The organism is Salinivirga sp. (assembly GCF_055145285.1).
Map to the genome: position 1 here is coordinate 47820 of NZ_JBSRDC010000024.1, position 16889 is coordinate 64708.

At 37.1% G+C, this 16889-nt stretch carries 23 protein-coding genes; 11 read left to right on the forward strand and 12 right to left on the reverse strand.

The window, feature by feature from the left end; translation table 11 throughout:
• The first annotated feature begins 64 nt into the window (after positions 1–64).
• Positions 65–310: a hypothetical protein gene (locus tag ACTB0Y_RS04810; protein WP_463205668.1), complete on the forward strand. Its 246-nt coding sequence runs from the start codon at positions 65–67 to the stop codon at positions 308–310.
• Positions 311–379: 69 nt separating this feature from the next.
• Here ACTB0Y_RS04810 and ACTB0Y_RS04815 read toward each other — a convergent pair whose 3' ends face one another.
• Positions 380–553 carry a hypothetical protein gene (locus ACTB0Y_RS04815; protein ID WP_463205669.1) on the reverse strand — a complete coding sequence of 58 codons (174 nt, stop codon included), beginning with the start codon at positions 551–553 and terminating at the stop codon, positions 380–382.
• Between the two features lie 160 nt (positions 554–713).
• Between ACTB0Y_RS04815 and thiF the strand changes: the two genes are divergently transcribed.
• From thiF to ACTB0Y_RS04830, 3 genes are all read left to right on the forward strand, one after another.
• On the forward strand, positions 714–1301 hold the full coding sequence (thiF, locus tag ACTB0Y_RS04820) for a sulfur carrier protein ThiS adenylyltransferase ThiF (protein ID WP_463205670.1): 588 nt from the start codon (positions 714–716) through the stop codon (positions 1299–1301).
• A gap of 444 nt (positions 1302–1745) precedes the next feature.
• Positions 1746–1949, forward strand: a complete 204-nt coding sequence (thiS, locus tag ACTB0Y_RS04825) for a sulfur carrier protein ThiS (RefSeq protein ID WP_463205671.1) — start codon at positions 1746–1748, stop codon at positions 1947–1949.
• Positions 1950–1975: 26 nt separating this feature from the next.
• The gene (locus ACTB0Y_RS04830; RefSeq protein ID WP_463205672.1) at positions 1976–2293 is read left to right on the forward strand and encodes an FtsB family cell division protein; all 318 of its coding nucleotides are present in this window, start codon (positions 1976–1978) and stop codon (positions 2291–2293) included.
• Here the strand turns inward: ACTB0Y_RS04830 and ACTB0Y_RS04835 are convergent.
• Together ACTB0Y_RS04835 and ACTB0Y_RS04840 are read right to left on the reverse strand one after the other, a co-directional pair.
• A complete protein-coding gene (locus tag ACTB0Y_RS04835; RefSeq protein WP_463205673.1) occupies positions 2268–3515 on the reverse strand; it encodes a glycosyltransferase family 2 protein in 1248 nt (415 codons plus the stop codon). The genes ACTB0Y_RS04830 and ACTB0Y_RS04835 overlap by 26 nt on opposite strands.
• A gap of 50 nt (positions 3516–3565) precedes the next feature.
• Positions 3566–4177 carry an OmpH/Skp family outer membrane protein gene (locus ACTB0Y_RS04840; protein ID WP_463205674.1) on the reverse strand — a complete coding sequence of 204 codons (612 nt, stop codon included), beginning with the start codon at positions 4175–4177 and terminating at the stop codon, positions 3566–3568.
• A gap of 374 nt (positions 4178–4551) precedes the next feature.
• Here ACTB0Y_RS04840 and ACTB0Y_RS04845 point away from each other — a divergent pair, with 374 nt between their 5' ends.
• A complete protein-coding gene (locus ACTB0Y_RS04845) occupies positions 4552–5211 on the forward strand; it encodes a TetR/AcrR family transcriptional regulator (RefSeq protein WP_463205675.1) in 660 nt (219 codons plus the stop codon).
• A gap of 15 nt (positions 5212–5226) precedes the next feature.
• On the opposite strand, the gene ACTB0Y_RS04850 is transcribed toward ACTB0Y_RS04845, so the two are convergent.
• Together ACTB0Y_RS04850 and ACTB0Y_RS04855 are read right to left on the reverse strand one after the other, a co-directional pair.
• The gene (locus tag ACTB0Y_RS04850; protein ID WP_463205676.1) at positions 5227–5949 is read right to left on the reverse strand and encodes a DUF5714 domain-containing protein; all 723 of its coding nucleotides are present in this window, start codon (positions 5947–5949) and stop codon (positions 5227–5229) included.
• Positions 5950–5955: 6 nt separating this feature from the next.
• Positions 5956–6330: a DUF1987 domain-containing protein gene (locus ACTB0Y_RS04855; protein ID WP_463205677.1), complete on the reverse strand. Its 375-nt coding sequence runs from the start codon at positions 6328–6330 to the stop codon at positions 5956–5958.
• 242 nt (positions 6331–6572) lie between these two features.
• On the opposite strand from ACTB0Y_RS04855, the gene ACTB0Y_RS04860 reads away from it, so the two are divergent.
• The 4 genes from ACTB0Y_RS04860 to ACTB0Y_RS04875 are packed head-to-tail and all read left to right on the forward strand — an operon-like array spanning position 6573 to position 11549.
• The gene (locus ACTB0Y_RS04860) at positions 6573–7937 is read left to right on the forward strand and encodes a dihydrolipoamide acetyltransferase family protein (RefSeq protein WP_463205678.1); all 1365 of its coding nucleotides are present in this window, start codon (positions 6573–6575) and stop codon (positions 7935–7937) included.
• Positions 7938–7950: 13 nt separating this feature from the next.
• Entirely contained in the window at positions 7951–9993 is a 2043-nt protein-coding gene (locus ACTB0Y_RS04865) for an alpha-ketoacid dehydrogenase subunit alpha/beta (RefSeq protein ID WP_463205679.1), read from the forward strand.
• Positions 9994–10004: 11 nt separating this feature from the next.
• Positions 10005–10511: a flavodoxin gene (locus ACTB0Y_RS04870; protein ID WP_463205680.1), complete on the forward strand. Its 507-nt coding sequence runs from the start codon at positions 10005–10007 to the stop codon at positions 10509–10511.
• 24 nt (positions 10512–10535) lie between these two features.
• Entirely contained in the window at positions 10536–11549 is a 1014-nt protein-coding gene (locus ACTB0Y_RS04875) for a dihydroorotate dehydrogenase-like protein (RefSeq protein WP_463205681.1), read from the forward strand.
• 116 nt (positions 11550–11665) lie between these two features.
• On the opposite strand, the gene rplT is transcribed toward ACTB0Y_RS04875, so the two are convergent.
• The 3 genes from rplT to infC form a co-directional block, all read right to left on the reverse strand.
• Positions 11666–12013, reverse strand: coding sequence for a 50S ribosomal protein L20 (gene rplT / locus ACTB0Y_RS04880; protein WP_463205682.1), 348 nt, complete (start codon positions 12011–12013; stop codon positions 11666–11668).
• 71 nt (positions 12014–12084) lie between these two features.
• Positions 12085–12282 (reverse strand): 50S ribosomal protein L35, encoded by a 198-nt coding sequence (rpmI, locus tag ACTB0Y_RS04885; RefSeq protein ID WP_463205683.1) that lies wholly within the window; start codon positions 12280–12282, stop codon positions 12085–12087.
• A gap of 40 nt (positions 12283–12322) precedes the next feature.
• Positions 12323–12874, reverse strand: coding sequence for a translation initiation factor IF-3 (infC, locus tag ACTB0Y_RS04890; RefSeq protein WP_463205757.1), 552 nt, complete (start codon positions 12872–12874; stop codon positions 12323–12325).
• A 168-nt stretch (positions 12875–13042) separates the two neighbouring features.
• Here infC and ACTB0Y_RS04895 point away from each other — a divergent pair, with 168 nt between their 5' ends.
• The gene (locus ACTB0Y_RS04895) at positions 13043–13537 is read left to right on the forward strand and encodes a metallophosphoesterase family protein (protein WP_463205684.1); all 495 of its coding nucleotides are present in this window, start codon (positions 13043–13045) and stop codon (positions 13535–13537) included.
• A gap of 69 nt (positions 13538–13606) precedes the next feature.
• Here the strand turns inward: ACTB0Y_RS04895 and ACTB0Y_RS04900 are convergent, their stop codons facing one another.
• On the reverse strand, positions 13607–14020 hold the full coding sequence (locus tag ACTB0Y_RS04900) for an Hsp20/alpha crystallin family protein (RefSeq protein ID WP_463205685.1): 414 nt from the start codon (positions 14018–14020) through the stop codon (positions 13607–13609).
• A 133-nt stretch (positions 14021–14153) separates the two neighbouring features.
• On the opposite strand from ACTB0Y_RS04900, the gene ACTB0Y_RS04905 reads away from it, so the two are divergent.
• Complete coding sequence (locus tag ACTB0Y_RS04905; protein ID WP_463205686.1) at positions 14154–15047, forward strand: DMT family transporter; 894 nt, start codon at positions 14154–14156, stop codon at positions 15045–15047.
• Positions 15048–15265: 218 nt separating this feature from the next.
• Here the strand turns inward: ACTB0Y_RS04905 and ACTB0Y_RS04910 are convergent, their stop codons facing one another.
• From ACTB0Y_RS04910 to ACTB0Y_RS04920, 3 genes are read right to left on the reverse strand one after another with little or no spacing between them, the layout of a single operon-like run.
• Positions 15266–15838, reverse strand: a complete 573-nt coding sequence (locus ACTB0Y_RS04910; protein ID WP_463205687.1) for a hypothetical protein — start codon at positions 15836–15838, stop codon at positions 15266–15268.
• A gap of 31 nt (positions 15839–15869) precedes the next feature.
• Positions 15870–16262 (reverse strand): hypothetical protein, encoded by a 393-nt coding sequence (locus ACTB0Y_RS04915; RefSeq protein WP_463205688.1) that lies wholly within the window; start codon positions 16260–16262, stop codon positions 15870–15872.
• A 44-nt stretch (positions 16263–16306) separates the two neighbouring features.
• Positions 16307–16870, reverse strand: coding sequence for an RNA polymerase sigma factor (locus ACTB0Y_RS04920; RefSeq protein WP_463205689.1), 564 nt, complete (start codon positions 16868–16870; stop codon positions 16307–16309).
• Positions 16871–16889 lie beyond the last annotated feature (19 nt).

Below are 16889 nucleotides of genomic sequence, written 5' to 3' on the forward strand. Positions count from 1 at the left end.
TTTTTTCGAGTATTCAAATATTTTTGGTATTTTTGTTCATTCCAGAAACAAAATAAATTGCCTAATGTTGATTTTGAAGGTTTTTTTAGTGAGTCTTGGCTTAGTTGCCTTTGCGTTTGCTGCACTTGGAACAAAAATTCTAATCAGTAAAAGTGGTAAATTTCCGCATACCCATATTGGCGGCAATAAAGAAATGATAAAAAGAGGCATTTACTGTGCTCAAACATGGGATAAAAATGAACAAAAAAAAGCCAGGAAAACATTATTAAAAAAACTAAAACCAGATCCTGAATTTCTTATTTCAGAATAAAATAAGAAAAGCGGCCTGTATAAAGACAAGACCGCTTCTCACATCATGAAAATCCCAAAATCAAAAGAATCATCTATCACTATTTACACTACAAGCACATGCTCCAGCATCACTTCCAGTTGCACTGCAGCATGATTTTTTTTCAAACTGCCCGCCTTTTTTCAAAAACATTTTAATAGCAATGCCTGAAAAAGCAAGGGCAAGCAAGACAATGGTTAATCCAAGTATTATTAAAATTTCCATATAGCAAATTAATATCTTTTTATCCAGTAAACAATAAGGTGTTGAAAAAGTTCATCAAAAAATCGAATATTTTTTTCATCAAGGTGGTTTTTCAGCGCAATATTTTGTAATTTTAAGCATAATAGTAAATCGAATAAAAACAGCGCGATAAAAAATTCATATGAGAACATACGATCAAATACACAAAATTCTTGCTAACAGCACAATAGGTATCGCAGGTGCAGGAGGTTTGGGCTCAAATGTGGCCACAAGCCTGGCCCGCTGTGGAATAGGTAAGCTGGTAATTGCTGACTACGATTCTGTATCTGAAGATAGTCTGAACAGGCAATATTTTTTTTACGATCAAATAGGCATTAAAAAAGTTTGTGCCCTGGAAGATGTGCTCAAAAAAATAAACCCACACACCAAGGTCGCTGCTCATGACATTAAGCTTACCGAAGAAAAGGTAATTGAGCTCTTTACAGATTGTAACGTAATTGTTGAGGCTATTGGAGATGCCAGAATTAAACAGCAGTTAATTGAGTCAGTCCTGGTCAAACTTCCGGAAAAACATCTTGTAATTGCATCAGGACTTTCCGGATATGGCAACAACAACCGTTTTACCACCGAACAATTTGATAAACTATGGGTATGTGGTGATCAGGAAGCAGAAGTTAACGAATTGAATCCACCTATGGCCCCGGGGGTTGGCATTGTTGCAAATATGCAAGCAAACGTAGTTATTGATATTCTGCTTAGAGAAATATAATTGTGGAAATTAAGATTATTACTATTTTTGTTGAGGAAAATTACGCAAAAAGCAAATCTAAGTTAAACCAAAAAAATCACAATGAAACCTCCATACCAAGGCTTTTGACACACTGCGCCTTCGCGTAGCTTCAGCGGAGCAAGGCTGCGCCTTCGCATAGCTTCAGCGGAGCAAGGCTGCGCCTTCGCATAGCTTCGGCGAAGCAAGGCTGCGCCTTCGCGTAGCTTTCGCTTCCCTTCGGTCGCCATAGGCTTGCCGCAGGTGAAACGCTATAGCTTCAGCGAACGCGGACGGAGGAGCGAGGCTGCGCCTTCGCATAGCTCCGGCGGAGCGAGGCACGACCATGATTATTTGGAAGAATACAGTTAGAATTCTGGTTGTTAGTTAAAAGGAGGTTCCATCCGATAGCTATCGGATGAGCATTAAAATCAAAATTATAAACGGATGAAACTATTTATAAACAATAAGGAAGAACAATTCGACGAAAACGAAATGAGCCTTTATAAACTCTTAGAAATAAAAGATCTTACTTTTAAAAGATTGCTTATAAGAGTAAACGGGGATGTAATAAAAGAAAACGATATTAGAAATACCAGTCTTAAAGATGGAGACCAATTAGATATAGTAAGAATTATAAGTGGAGGTTAAATACTAAATTTAGTCTCAAATACCCTATGAAGAAAGCCAATAAGCTATATCGATTTTACCAAAAGTACCTTGCTAATAAGTACGTACTGGCCTTTTTTGTTTTCCTAATCTGGATACTTTTTTTGGATACGAACAACCTTATTCAACGTTTTCGGACCATCAGCCATATTAATAAACTGGAAGAACAAAAAGCCTACTACAAAGAACGAATTGAGAAAGACCGCGAAAAACTCATTGAACTAAGGTCTGATGAAGAGCAATTGGAAAAATTTGCAAGGGAAGAATATCTTATGAAAAAAGAAAATGAAGATGTTTTTGTCATTTTAATTGACGAAGAGGAATAGTTTTTTCCCGCTCACGCATTTGCTGCAACAATTTATATTTATCGTTTGTATATGGCTGAGTCTTGAATAATAACCCTTGGACAGCCTTTTCTACAGGTATTTTTGTATAATAACCCTTTTCATGCGCAAAATTTAAATATTTAACCATTTGAAAAGCATCAAAATGTTGCAAAAGCCTGCGCACAAATTTTAAACGTGAAGCACTATTACTTCTGGCTTCCTCAATCTTTTGCCCAAAACCTTTCGTTTTGAAATACAATTTCAGGCCTGGGCATATTAATTCATCTATTTTTTCAGGATTTTCATACAGCTCCCCCATTTTAAGAAAGAAATTTTGCAATTGAAAAAACGAGTTCGGGTTATAAACCTCTAATTCGCCCCCATCTTCCAAAATATTTTTCATTGCAGGGCCCGTGCCAAAAGGCACACGCGAGGAAACTCTCGGAGATGGATATACGCAGGTGTCATAATTACGGTATATTTGCTGTAGAGGAAACATCTTATGCAGAAAGTAAAAATCCTCCCCGGCATGTTTTTTATTCATTCCTCCTTCTCTCACATATGCATCAGCACTAACCGCAAACGCCGAACCTATGGTATGGTAGGCATAAGGAAAACCTGCCAAACGACAACCTAATACATAATAGTTCAAATAGAGTTCATATAGCACAATTGCATCGCGCATTGAAGGCGACGCGTGAGTCACATCATGATGAAAATCGAGCAGTAAAATATTTGTATCCGGATATTGGCTAAAATGCATTTTCAGTGTTTCGAAATAGTTTCTTTTAACACTGCAGTCAGCATCAAGAGAAGCTATTACACCATCGGATCTTTGGTTACTCTGGAAAATATCAACAGCAGTATCCATCCCTGTTTTACGGGCGAACCCCGCACCAGCATGCTTTCTGAGCATGTCTGCCTCTAAAACCACCCTAAAAAGTAGCTCCCTTGTTGAATTTACATTACACCAATGCTGGAGCAAATTAAACAGCAACAAATTAAAATTTTTTACATTAATAGAAGCGCTCTCTGAATAATTGACAACAATTAATACCAACACATTCATTGGTGCAACAGCGTTTCTGAGTGAATCTAAAGTTGCCAATATCATCGACTCATTAAAAGCAGGTATGACAACAATCAGTGAAGGATCATTATTTACCTGAATATCAGTAAGGCGTGAGTGGCTATTACTTAAATATTTTCTAAATTTTTCCATAAAAAAGAGATCCAACTCACCGAATTGAATCCCTAATTTAAGTGTTAATATTATTGTTTCATGCGTCTGTCATATCTTGTATTTAATTCCTGCAAAACTTCGTTTGTAATATTGAACTTTTGTTTACCATAAATTAAACTACCTCCCATTGTATTGTTCAATATCAAATCATATCTTTCTTCTTCATTAAAAGCTCTAACAAAATTATAAACACTATCGTAGAGTTCCTGATTTATGCTTTGCTCCTTGATTCTTAAGTTATTAGACAATTGCTGATTAAGTTTCTCGAGCTCTTGCTGTTCTGCCATTAATTCCTGTTGCTGAGCTTCTGCTGAAGATTGCGTTAAGAATCCGCCCCGCTGAACCTTTTCCTGAAATGACTGATAATTCTTTTGAAATTTCTGCATCCGCTGCTCAAGCTCTCGCTGAGATTGCTTTTGTTGAGAAGTAAATTGCTTGTTAAGTTCTTTTGCCAGTTTATAATTTAATAACAGAGAATCCGTGTTTATATAAGCAACTTTTAAACCGCCTTCCTGTTCTTTCTGCGCTTTAACCTCTTTTTTATCCTCTTGTGTATTTTCATTTGTTGTATATTTATCCACAACTAACCAAATCAATATTGCCGCCAGGATTATCTCTAAAATCAAATTTCTTTTATTCATACAAGTGTTATTTTGTTCTACAATTATTATATCATTTTCTAAATACCAAAGATGCAAAAATAACCATTTATTGCATAACGAAGTAAAAATGATTTTTTAATTATCAAGAAATACGCCTACTAAAATATGATTATATAATAAGATCATGCGAGAAACGTTAGCTGTAAATACTTCTGTTTACCGGTTTTAATAAATATTAATTCCAGTTAAAACATTACCAGCACAATTAAAAAACAGCGTGAATCGACTGAGGCAGCAGATAAAAAAGAAATATAGACCACAGATTTTTAAACAAATTTAATATTACTATATTTAGAACTTAATTTGACTTTTATTACATAAAGCAGCAAATCACTGGCTAAAAGCAGGTTGACATGGACGAAATGAAGTTTAGTAAGAAACCGGGCGCAAAAGAAAAAAGATACGAGCACATCATTGATGCTGCAGAAAAAATCCTGATTCAAAAAGGATACGATAATGCTACTTTCAACGATTTTGCCAAAACAGCTAATTATAATAAACGCACGCTTTATCTCTATTTTCCTGATAAAGATGACCTTTTTGCAGCTGTAGTGCTAAGAATTTTAACCCGGTTAAGTCAACATGTTGAAAAAAGCATTGACCCACAACAAAGCGGATTAAATACACTCATAGAAATAGCGAATGCCTATTTTACGTTTTTTTATGTAAACAAATCATATTACAAATTACTATGGTCTTACGAAGATAAATACTTTGTTTTTACTGAAAGCACCCATACCTCTCCAAACATAAATAAAACCTATCATATCAGAAGAAAAAACATTGAACTTATCTCAGATACTTACCAAAAAGGATTAAAGGATGGTTCAATTAAAGTAAAAGCAGATCCTTACTTAATTATTACGCTCCTCTGGAGTCAAACGCTTGGCGTGCTACAACTTATTTCGAGAGGTGAAAACATGCTGGCCAAAAACTATAAAGTGGCACCGAAGAAATTATTTACTGAGCAGCTAAGACATTTGAAAGAGAGGCTTACCAGAGAGATTGAATAAGTCGCAGGTAAACGATTAATGACTATTATAAAAAAGACATTCAGATTGTATGCAATCCTTTTTGAGATGGTGAAATTCGCATACAATGTGTTCCGATTTTTCTAATTCAACTCCCATATTTTCTCTCAACCAATGCATTCCCTCTAAAATCGAAATATAAGTATTACGCTTACAACATCTTGGGCCACCATACCTGGAGACCTGCATTAAACCGGCGCCCGTAACTGCATGCAGCTTAGCCCATGATTTTACCGACAGTGAAGTAGTTTTTGTAATATAGCTGATAAAAGCCCCCATTCCAAGCACAGCGCCGCATCCTCCATTTGTTCCACATATGTCGCCGGGAATTTTCACCATACGTGTTCGTAAAATTTTTAATGCTTCGTTCAAATCTGCTATGGCTCCTGTAGCATTGTTGTATACGGTTAATAGTGTTGCAGATACTAGAAAATGATGTTCCGGGCCATGTAGATTAAATAAATCATGCCCCATGACCCTCCCGGTAAAAGAAATTGGGTTTAAACCTTTATATAACAAACACTCTTTAACAATCAAATCATTGGCATCAACCCTGTGGCAAGCATCACAAACAAAGTGTTCATCAGGGCAATACACATCTGTTTCGATTTCCTCTTCGCAATAATAACATTTAAATTTTTTGAAAGATGTACTGTATGTAAGAGGCTTACCGCAGACAGCACAACCACTTTTATGGATTAAAAATCGGTTCCTGACCATAGAATACTATTCACTAACTTCATTCAATTCAAATGGAATTTTCACCAATGTCGAATACATTTGTCCATCACCAAGTACTTCCTCATCATCATAATTCCACTTAACCTGAATATCTTTGCCTTGCATCAGATGTTCCTCTAATTGCTTCATTAACAAAAGTATCATTCTGTTAGACGATGAATTAAAATACTCGATGTACATATCCATCATTATCTTATGATCTATCTCAGGCAAATTACTATCTATCCAGTCAAAAAGGGGTTGAAAAAATTCCACAGGATCTTCAGGAAAAGACCGGCCTTTTATTTCATACTTCTGATTTTCAGGATCAAAAAGTACCTCTGGTGTAGTATCGGTACCTTCCCAAAAGAGCTTCTCCATAGCAATTAAATTTTAGCAAATATAAAAAAAACTCATGCAATTCTACGACTTCTTGTCGATTTATCAAACAATTAGGCCTGATTATTAAGTTCTAATAACATTTAAAACATTTTGTTGAAATATTGGTTTGTTTTAAAACAAAACTAACGAATGCTGCTAATGAGCAGTTCAAAACTGAACAAAAGCAGCTGTTTTTTGTCTATGTTAATGGGAATTTAATATGTAATAAACATTCATTCAATATGTCAACATTTGAAATAAAAATGCCCAAAATGGGTGAAAGTGTTCAGGAGGCAACTATCACTAAATGGTTTATTGAAAAAGGTCAGTCTGTAGAAGAAGACGATGCCTTACTTGAAATAGCCACCGATAAAGTTGACTCAGAGGTACCAAGCCCTGTTGAGGGTAAAGTTATTGATATAAAATACAAAACCGGCGATGTGGTAGCTGTTGGAGAGGTTATCGCAGTTATAGACCTCACCGGTGAAGGAGAAGTTGTTGAGGAATCGTCCGAATCAAAAGAAGAAGAGGAAAAAGAACCTGCGGAGGATAGCAAGCAAGCACCGAAAGAGGAAAAAGAGGACAAGGAGGAAAAGGAAGAAAAAGAGCATAAAGACACAACAAAAGGCTCCGCAGACCTCAACCAAAAATCCAACAGATTCTATTCACCATTGGTTCGCAATATTGCCAAAGAAGAAAATGTTTCATTCGAAGAACTGGAGAAAATAGAAGGAACCGGGAATGAAGGTAGGGTAAGAAAACAAGATATTCTTAGCTACATTGAAAACAAAGGTTCAAAAACACAACAAGATGACCAGCAAAAAAGCGCTGAACAAAAGCAGTCAGGAGAATCTAAGCAAGCAGCATCAAAAGGTGGTGTAGCTCCATCAGTAAGCGGCGACGACGAAATAATTGAAATGACACGTATGCGCAAGGTAATTGCCGAACGCATGGTTAACAGCAAAGACACAGCAGCGCAGGTCACCAGTATGGTGGAAGCAGACGTAGAAAACCTGATGCAATGGCGCAATCAACATAAAAAGGCATTTCAGGAGCGCGAAGGCATCAAACTTACATTTATGCCGCTGTTCATAGAAGCAGTGAGCAAAGCTTTGAAGGATTATCCAATGGTCAATGTAGCAATTGATGGTGATAAAATTATCAAGAAAAAAGATCATAATATTGGAATTGCAGTAGCGCTGCCAGGTAACAATTTAATTGTACCTGTAATTAAGAAAGCAGACCATAAAAATATAACAGGACTTGCGCATGAGCTTAATGACCTTGCCACAAGAGCACGCAATAATAAGCTATCGCTCGATGAGATTGAAGGTGGAACATTCTCAATATCCAACTTCGGAAGTTTTGGAAATGTAATGGGCACACCCATCATTAACCAACCGGAATCAGCTATTTTAGCTGTAGGTACCATTGAGAAAAAACCTGCAGTAGTTGAAACAGAATACGGCGATATTATTGTGCCACGTCACAAAATGTTTCTATCGCTTACCTATGACCACCGAGTAATTGATGGTGCATTGGGTGGAGCATATGTGCGCAGAGTAGCAGACTATTTAGAGCAATTCGATAAAAAAAGAACCTTATAAAATTTCAATCAAAATGGCAAAAACAAAAAAATATAGCATAAAAACTACAGATAAAAAAACACTTGAGAAATGGTATCGGTTGCTTACTGTTGGCCGTGCTATTGACGAAAAAGCACCCAATTACCTGAAACAAGCCATTGGATGGTCATACCATGCGCCTTATGCCGGTCATGATGGAATTCAGCTGGCTATTGGTCAGGTGTTTGAAAAAGGTAAAGACCACCTCTTTCCGTATTACCGGGATATGATGACCGCATTTTCTGCTGGTCTTACAACTGAAGAACTCATTCTCAACGGAATATCGAAAGATACAGATCCTGCATCAGGTGGACGACACATGTCCAACCACTTTGCTAAACCAGAGTGGAACATTCATAATGTATCTTCATGTACCGGAAACCATACCCAACAAGCTGCAGGTGTAGGTCGTGCAATGAAATACTATAAAGGCGAAGGCGTTATAATAAGCTCACAAGGGGAATCATCCGTCTCAGAAGGATATGTGTACGAAGCAATTAACGGTGCTTCCAATGAAGAGTTGCCTGTTATTTTCGTTTTTCAGGATAATGGCTATGGCATTGCCGTGCCAAAAGAAGACCAAACTGCAAATCGAAAAGTAGCAGATAATTTCAGGGGATTTAAAAACCTAAAGATTATTCACTGTAATGGCAAAGACGTGTTCGATTCCATGAATGCCATGAGTGAAGCCAAAGAATGGGCGCTCGACAAGCAGCAACCCGTAATTGTACATGCAAATTGTGTGCGTATCCACTCCCACTCCAACAGCGACCGCCATGAATTGTACCGTGACGAAAATGAACGTAATTACGTTAAAGAATACGATCCAATAGCAAAATACCGCAGGATGCTATTGCGTTACGAAAGATTTTCAGAAAAAGATCTGGAAAAAATTGAAGAAGAGGCCAAAAAAATTGTCAAAGATGCACACAAAAAAGCGCTTAAGGCCCCGGATCCAAAGCCAGAATCAATTTTTGATTACGTTACCCCGGAACCTTATAAAGCCTCAAAATATCCCGATGGTACTCATAACGACTCGGGCACCAAAAAGAAAATCATTGAAGCACTCAATGAAACACTTAAAGCTGAATTCAAAGCCAACCCTGATACATTTCTCTATGGACAGGATGTTGCTCATAAAGATAAAGGAGGTATCTTTAATGTATCAAAAGGCCTGCAGCAGGAATTTGGCAAAGAAAGAGTTTTCAACGGGCCTATTGCCGAAGATTATATTACCGGTACAGCCAACGGAATGAGTCGTTACGATGAAAAAGTCAGGGTCGTAATTGAAGGTGCCGAATTTGCGGATTATTTCTGGCCGGCTATGGAACAACTCGTGGACTCAACACATGATTACTGGCGTTCGAATGGCAAATTTGTACCTAATGTAACCATTAGACTGGCTTCAGGAGGTTATATTGGCGGTGGACTATATCACAGTCAAAACATTGAAGGAGCACTTTCAACCCTGCCGGGTCTAAGAATTGTATATCCATCATTTGCCGATGATGCAGCCGGGCTATTGCGAACCTCAATGAGAAGCCGTGGAATGACTATGTTCATGGAACCCAAAGCGCTATACAATGACCCCAAGGCAGCTACCCCCATTCCGGAGGACTTCGAAGTACCATTTGGTAAAGCCAGAATACGGAGAGCAGGAGAAGATATTACAATTATTACCTATGGAAATACAACACACATGTCGCTCGAAGCTGCTGAAAAATTACAGGAAGAACTCAATATGTCCGTTGAGGTTATTGATATCAGATCATTGATTCCATTAGATACCGAAACCATAATAGAATCGGTGAAAAAAACCAACAAAGTGCTGGTAGTGCACGAAGACAAAGTATTCAGCGGTTTTGGTGCCGAAATAACAGCCCAGATTTCCGATGCGGCTTTTGAATACCTCGATGGCCCCATAATGCGTGTAGGGTCAACATTTACACCCGTAGGATTCAACCGTATACTGGAAGAAGCAATATTACCCAATACCGCTAAGATATATGAATCGCTTAAAAAATTAGCCGAATATTAAAATACCCAAATATGAAGAAAACAGGATTATTCTATAGTTTCAATACACATAAAACCTCCCAGGTAGCTAAAAAAATAAAAGAGCTATGGGAAGGTGATATTGAAGAAATTAACGTAGAAAAAGCTACCGACGATCAGTTGATGGCTTACAACAATTATATTATGGGGGTACCCACATGGTTCGATGGCGAACTTCCCAATTATTGGGATGAATTGGTGCCGGCGCTGGAGGATATGAAATTTAAAGGAAAAACCTTTGCCATATTCGGAAATGGAGACCAAAAAGGTTATCCTCAAAATTTCGGCGATGCAGTTGGCATAATGGCTAACCTCGTTGAACAGCAAGGAGGCAAAGTAATTGGATACACAGAGGCAGATGATTATGAATTTGAAAGTTCAAAAGCCTTACGTGATGGAAAATTTGCAGGTCTTATACTCGATTTCGAAAATCAGGCCAGAAAAAATAACAGTCGAATAAAAAACTGGGTTAAACAAATTACCAGTCAAATGGTTTCATAAATAAACACCTAAAAAAATACTGTTATGGCAAATATCACAACTAAGTACATAGGACTGGATTTGAAAAACCCTTTAATTGTAGGTGCCAGTAACCTTACAACAAAACCAAGCAATGCAAAAAAACTAGAAGAAGCCGGTGCGGCTGCAATCGTATATAAATCACTTTTCGAAGAAGAACTGGAACTCGATGCACTAAAACTCTCTCAGGATCTCGACGAGTACGATGAACGACATGCAGAAATGATTAACCTCTTTCCAAGTGTCGACCACGCTGGCCCCAATGAGTACCTCTACGAACTCAAGGAAGTGATCAATGCAGTTAACATACCAGTAATTGCCAGTGTAAATGCTGTCAAGAAAACCATGTGGATCGAATACGCAAAAAAAATTGAAGAAACCGGAGTAGCAGCATTGGAGCTCAATTTCTATTATGTACCATCTGAAATGGACCGGGTACCTTCAGATATTGAAGACGAGCAAATAGAAATACTGGAAGAGCTCAAAAAAGAAATTAAAATTCCAGTGGCGGTTAAAATCAGTCCATATTACACCAACACGCTAAACTTTATTAAAAAACTTGATGAAGCAGGTGCTGATGGAATTATTGTGTTTAATCGTCTATTTCAACCTGAAATCAACATTGAAACCGAGAAAAATGAGTATCCGGATAATTTTAGTCAGAGCGATGACAAGAAACTCTCTTTACGCTTCGCAGCATTGGCTTATGACAAAATAGATGCTCAAATTATTGCCAGCAATGGCATTCACTCAGGAGAGGATCTGATAAAGGTTATGCTTGCAGGTGCAGATGCCGTGCAGGTAGTATCAACCCTGTATAAAAACGGCTTCAATGTCATTCCAAAAATACTCGATGAACTATCTGCCTGGATGGATAAGAAAGGATATAAGTCGCTTGACGATTTCAAAGGCAATATGTCTAAAAAGAACATCAAAGATCCTTATGCATACCGCAGAGCACAGTATATAGATATTCTTTTAAATTCAGAAGAGATATTTAAGTTCAATCCGCAACATTAATTAGTAATTCATTTCATGAAAAAAGCGGCAGGTTATATAATCTGCCGCTTTTGTTTTTTACCAACAAAAAAAGAGGTAGAAAATCTACCTCTTCCCAGAAAACCTAATAGGTTTATTTATTTCTTTACCGTCTTAACAATAGCTTCAAAAGCTTGTGGGTGATTCATTGCAAGGTCTGCAAGAGTTTTACGATTAATTTCAATGTTCTTCGCGTGAACTTTACCCATAAATTCTGAGTAAGACATTCCGTAATTTCTTACAGCTGCATTGATACGTTGAATCCACAATGCACGGAAATTACGTTTTTTAGTTCTGCGGTCGCGGTACTGGTAGTTTAATGCTTTTTCGTGCGCATTTTTAGCTACACTCCACACGTTTTTTCTTGCTCCAAAGTACCCTCTGGTTTCTCTTAATACTTTTTTTCTCTTTGCTCTTGATGCAACAGAATTTACTGATCTTGGCATAACATCAAATTTTACGAATTAACAGCGTTCTTGTACAGAATCTTTAAAGCTGCTTCACTCAGGATTAATAATTACTTGAGTGCTAAACACTCTTTTACATTTTTTAAATTACTCTTGTCTACAATGGTATAATAACCAAGGTTACGCTTACGTTTCTTCTCCTTTTTTGTCAGGATGTGACTTTTGTAAGCATGCTTTCTCTTAATTTTACCAGTTGCTGTGATCGAAAAACGTTTCTTAGCACTGGATTTAGTTTTCATCTTAGGCATCCTTCTACAATTTATATTCTACTTCAAAAATAGCTTTCAATTATTTCTTAGGTGCTATAAACATTGTCATGCGTTTACCTTCTAATTTTGGAAGTTTTTCAACTTTTCCATATTCTTCCAAATCCGTTGCAAGGCGCAACAACAATATTTCACCTTTGTCTTTAAACAAAATGGTACGTCCTTTAAAAAACACAAATGCTTTTAGCTTAGCACCATCTTGCAGGAATTTAATGGCATGGTTCTTTTTAAACTCATAATCATGCTCATCTGTGTTGGGACCAAACCTGATTTCTTTAATGACAACCTTTGTGGCTTTGGCTTTCATTTCCTTTTGTTTCTTCTTTTGCTCGTAAAGAAACTTATTGTAATCCACAATTTTACATACAGGTGGGTCTGCTTTAGGTGATATTTCAACCAGATCGAGCGTATGCGCCTCTGACATTTTGATAGCTTCGCTCAGGGAATAAATCCCGGGGTTCTCTACATTATCACCTACAACTCTTACCTGTTGGGCTCTAATCCCTTCGTTGATTCGGAAACGTGGCTCGTCATTTCTATGACTGGGCCTCTTTTTTCTTCTTTTTTGCGCGATTGTGAAATCCTCCTTCTTTAGTTCAACATAATTTTTAAAACCTGTATTACCAGGATTCGCAAAATAGTGGTGCAAATATCCTAATAAATTTTAACTATACGAAAATTTTTCACTACAAAAATGCGTCTTTCTCTTGAAAAAAAATACTTTAGCGTAAAATTTTTTCAAATGAAGATTGGTTTGCTTTCCGATACACATGGATATTTACATCCCGCAGTAAAAAAACACCTGAATAAAGTAGATGAAATATGGCATGCCGGAGATATCGGTACAATAAAGCTTTTGCGCGATTTAGAAGCCATTGCACCAGTAAGAGCTGTATATGGAAATATTGATGATACAATGATGCGCCAGCAGCTTGCCGAGAATCTCACATTTAGCATAAATAATTTCAAAGTTCACATGACACATATTGGGGGATATCCGGGTAGATATGCATCAGGCATCAGACAAAAACTTCATGAAACCAAACCAAATTTATTCATTAGCGGGCATTCCCATATTTTAAAAGTTCAATCTGACCCAAAATTCGGGCTTTTACACATCAATCCCGGTGCAGCAGGGCTCCAGGGATTTCATCAGGTTTGCACGCTTGTACGTTTTCACATTACAAACAAAATTGAAAACCTGGAAGTCATTGAATTTCCAAAAAAAAGAAGCTGATAACTAACACCAGCTTCCTGTATTACGGTGTGAGATCAAACTAACCCCACTATATCGCTATGAGAAACATTACTTTACATCAATTGATTTGGGTCCTTTTTCTATAGCTTCTTCCTTCTTTGGTAAGGTTACGTAAAGAATTCCATTCTCTTGATGTGCCTCAACTTTATCCTGATCAATTTCTTTGGACAAATTAAAAGCTCTTTTAAAAGATTCCTGAATAAATTCTTGTTTTAGGTATTCAGGGTGCTCATTTTCATTTGTTGCTTTGCTTTCGTAACTAATCGTTAGCACATCGTCTTCTAAATGAATATTGATTTCTGACTTATCAATGCCCGGCACGAAAACCTGCATCTCAAGTTTATCTTTTTGGTCTATAATATTCACATCTGGTAATTTATTATAGCCAAAACCATTTGATGCCAATTCATTATTAAAATCTTTGTAGGCTGGGCGTCTGGTTGTGAAAACTGTAGGTATCATAATTATCTCCTTTCTTAAAAATTATTTTTGTTTTCTTTGTACTCTTATTGGCAAGCGCTATACCAATCCGAAAAACAAGCCACTTTGGCATCACATACCCTAACTGGACTGCCAAAATGACAAAGTATATTAAATGAAGAAAACACAAAACCTTAAAGCTCAGATAGCTGCATTTCTCACAGCCCTGTTTTGGGGATATTCCTTTACATGGACAACAGAAGTACTGGAGTTTTTCAATCCCATGTCTATCATCTTTATGCGGTTAGTGATTGCCTTATCGCTGATGATACCCATTATGCTGGCCTTAAAAATGCGTGAAAAGGTAAAATGGAAAAGCCTGTGGCAACTGGCTCTATTGGGTTTTTTTCAACCCTTTCTATATTTCATTTTTGAGACCTATGGAGTTAAACTGACATCTTCCACACTATCGAGTGTAATCATATCTACAATACCACTACTGGTACCCGTAGGTGCATTTCTGGCATTTAAGGAGCGGCTTACCGCACTTAACCTAACAGGTATTATCATTTCATTTTCGGGGGTTACACTGATTGTATTGGAACGCCGACTTGATTTCGAAGGTGGATATTGGGGTGTTATCATACTTTTTATGGCCGTAGTTACTGCCATCATTTACATGATTTTACTTAGAAAGCTTGCCGGAAGCCATAACGTATTCACTATCAATATTTACCAAAATATTTTTGGCATGTTTTACTTCTTGCCATTTTTTATCAGGGATGGTTTACCGACACTTTTGCAAATTGAATTTTCAACTGATTGGCTTATTCCTTTGGTAGCGCTGGCAATCTTTGGAAGTGCTGCAGCTTTTATTCTTTTTACCTATGCTATAGGCAAAATAGGGGCAACCAGAGCTGCTGCATACAACAACCTAGTACCGGTAGTAACGGCCGTAGCCGCTTATTTTAAATTTGCAGAGGATATTTCATTCCAGAAAATGGCCGGTATTGGTATTGTATTAGCCGGACTATTTCTGGTTCAGCGACAAAAAGAATTAAACCACTAATTATAGTTTAAATTAGCCTTTATTTGTCCCCAGTTCTCTTCCTGGATGCGACGCAAATTGCGTCCATCCGGATTCCGTACAGCAATTTTTCTCATAATGTTGTTCATCTAACGGGGATGACAAAAGTAAGGAAAATCTGTAAAAAAAGCATATATAATATTGATTTTCAGCAACCTTGCAACAAACAATTTAAAAGCACATATTATGGAACTGTTTTTTTAATGAAAGCAATTTGGTATATTCATGTGTGGCGGAACCATTGGTCTGATGTCTTCGTTCGATGCACCCCCTTTTTCAAATCCTTTACGCATACCGCGGCCTCGTCCTCCGCGCTTAAAACCATGCCTTCCGCGAATTCTGTTCAGCATAAAATGTTTAAACTGATGTTCGGTATAAAACATTTGAAGAATTTTCTCATCACTCATAAACGACCTTAGTTTAGCAATATAATCATCACGGATTTGATCCCGGTGCTGTTCAAATTTTAAGAAACGCGTCAATGCCGCTTCACTGCTCTCTGCATCAAGTTTTTCTTCAGAATATTTAATTAAAAAACTCCTTTGGGCTCTCCATAAACTATCTCGTTTTTGAGAATAGGTATTATATATCGGCCAAAATTTTAGCGCCTCCTTTTCGGTTAAATTCATTTGTTCTGTAAAAAAACCAATTTTCTCGCTTTTATAAAATCTTCCCGGCTCAAAATCCTGGCTTTCTTCGGTAGGTTGATCATTGTCGCAGGTTACAAACAATCCTCCTATTAAAATAAGTATTGCTGATTGTAATATTCTCATGATATTCTTGTTGATTTATTTATAAATAAAATTAATCATTTTCATATAATAGCTCTTCATCGGCATAGCCTCCTTGAATCAGATAGGTATCATACTCATCTGTAAGTTCGCTTTCCATACCTTCTTCAGAATAATATTGCAACATGTCAATATCGTAGCTATACAATTCTGATTCAACACCTGCTGCTAACAAATCAGATTCGGATGTTTGTTGCTGGTCAAACAAAAGCCAACCACCAACTAGTGATATTATAAGCACTGCTGCAGCAGCAATACGTTGCCAGTTTTGGTTCAGGCGTATCACCTTAGGTGAATCTGAAACAGTATTCTGCATTACTTCAGCTTTCAGGTCACTAAAATAATGCTCCGGTACCTGAAAAGGATTCTGTTTCAAATCTTTATTATGTATATCCTTGTTTGCCATCTTTTTATTGTTTCGTATATATGACTAATTTTATATCAAAAGGTTTAATAATCAATTGAATCTGCTTTAATTGTTTCTTCGATTTTTTTTACGGCATGATGATACGAGGCCTTCAAAGCACCTACAGAAGTTTCCAGAATATCTGCCATATCCTGATATTTCATTTCATCAAAATATTTCATATTAAAAACAAGCCTCTGTTTCTCAGGAAGCGTCAATATTGCTTTTTGCAGTTTGGTTTGTATTTCATTACCATCAAACCACTCGTCACTCTCAAGCGTTTGGCTTAGATTAAACATATAATCATCGAGATTATCGGCTTCTGTGCGTTTTTGTTTTTGCAGAAAAGAGAGTGCCTCATTGGTGGCAATGCGATATAGCCATGTGTAGAACTTACTATCTTGCCTAAAAGAGGATAGATTTTGGTATACTTTTACCCATGTATTTTGTATCACATCATTGGTATCTTCATGAGCAATCAGAATTTTACGAACATGCCAGTATAGGCGTTCGCTATAACGATCGAGCAACTCCGCAAAAGCTTGTTCGCTTTTGCGGGTTTTACCCATGATCAGTGTAATTAATTTTTCGTCAGATTTTTTTTTCATGGACTTTGCATCACAAGTC

Bases quoted from the DNA above. Each gene is read 5' to 3' on its own strand.
- ACTB0Y_RS04810 (WP_463205668.1), top strand. From the start codon at position 65: ATGTTGATTTTGAAGGTTTTTTTAGTGAGTCTTGGCTTAGTTGCCTTT.
- ACTB0Y_RS04815 (WP_463205669.1), bottom strand. From the start codon at position 553: ATGGAAATTTTAATAATACTTGGATTAACCATTGTCTTGCTTGCCCTT.
- thiF (WP_463205670.1), top strand. From the start codon at position 714: ATGAGAACATACGATCAAATACACAAAATTCTTGCTAACAGCACAATA.
- thiS (WP_463205671.1), top strand. From the start codon at position 1,746: ATGAAACTATTTATAAACAATAAGGAAGAACAATTCGACGAAAACGAA.
- ACTB0Y_RS04830 (WP_463205672.1), top strand. From the start codon at position 1,976: ATGAAGAAAGCCAATAAGCTATATCGATTTTACCAAAAGTACCTTGCT.
- ACTB0Y_RS04835 (WP_463205673.1), bottom strand. From the start codon at position 3,515: ATGGAAAAATTTAGAAAATATTTAAGTAATAGCCACTCACGCCTTACT.
- ACTB0Y_RS04840 (WP_463205674.1), bottom strand. From the start codon at position 4,177: ATGAATAAAAGAAATTTGATTTTAGAGATAATCCTGGCGGCAATATTG.
- ACTB0Y_RS04845 (WP_463205675.1), top strand. From the start codon at position 4,552: ATGGACGAAATGAAGTTTAGTAAGAAACCGGGCGCAAAAGAAAAAAGA.
- ACTB0Y_RS04850 (WP_463205676.1), bottom strand. From the start codon at position 5,949: ATGGTCAGGAACCGATTTTTAATCCATAAAAGTGGTTGTGCTGTCTGC.
- ACTB0Y_RS04855 (WP_463205677.1), bottom strand. From the start codon at position 6,330: ATGGAGAAGCTCTTTTGGGAAGGTACCGATACTACACCAGAGGTACTT.
- ACTB0Y_RS04860 (WP_463205678.1), top strand. From the start codon at position 6,573: ATGTCAACATTTGAAATAAAAATGCCCAAAATGGGTGAAAGTGTTCAG.
- ACTB0Y_RS04865 (WP_463205679.1), top strand. From the start codon at position 7,951: ATGGCAAAAACAAAAAAATATAGCATAAAAACTACAGATAAAAAAACA.
- ACTB0Y_RS04870 (WP_463205680.1), top strand. From the start codon at position 10,005: ATGAAGAAAACAGGATTATTCTATAGTTTCAATACACATAAAACCTCC.
- ACTB0Y_RS04875 (WP_463205681.1), top strand. From the start codon at position 10,536: ATGGCAAATATCACAACTAAGTACATAGGACTGGATTTGAAAAACCCT.
- rplT (WP_463205682.1), bottom strand. From the start codon at position 12,013: ATGCCAAGATCAGTAAATTCTGTTGCATCAAGAGCAAAGAGAAAAAAA.
- rpmI (WP_463205683.1), bottom strand. From the start codon at position 12,282: ATGCCTAAGATGAAAACTAAATCCAGTGCTAAGAAACGTTTTTCGATC.
- ACTB0Y_RS04895 (WP_463205684.1), top strand. From the start codon at position 13,043: ATGAAGATTGGTTTGCTTTCCGATACACATGGATATTTACATCCCGCA.
- ACTB0Y_RS04900 (WP_463205685.1), bottom strand. From the start codon at position 14,020: ATGATACCTACAGTTTTCACAACCAGACGCCCAGCCTACAAAGATTTT.
- ACTB0Y_RS04905 (WP_463205686.1), top strand. From the start codon at position 14,154: ATGAAGAAAACACAAAACCTTAAAGCTCAGATAGCTGCATTTCTCACA.
- ACTB0Y_RS04910 (WP_463205687.1), bottom strand. From the start codon at position 15,838: ATGAGAATATTACAATCAGCAATACTTATTTTAATAGGAGGATTGTTT.
- ACTB0Y_RS04915 (WP_463205688.1), bottom strand. From the start codon at position 16,262: ATGGCAAACAAGGATATACATAATAAAGATTTGAAACAGAATCCTTTT.
- ACTB0Y_RS04920 (WP_463205689.1), bottom strand. From the start codon at position 16,870: ATGAAAAAAAAATCTGACGAAAAATTAATTACACTGATCATGGGTAAA.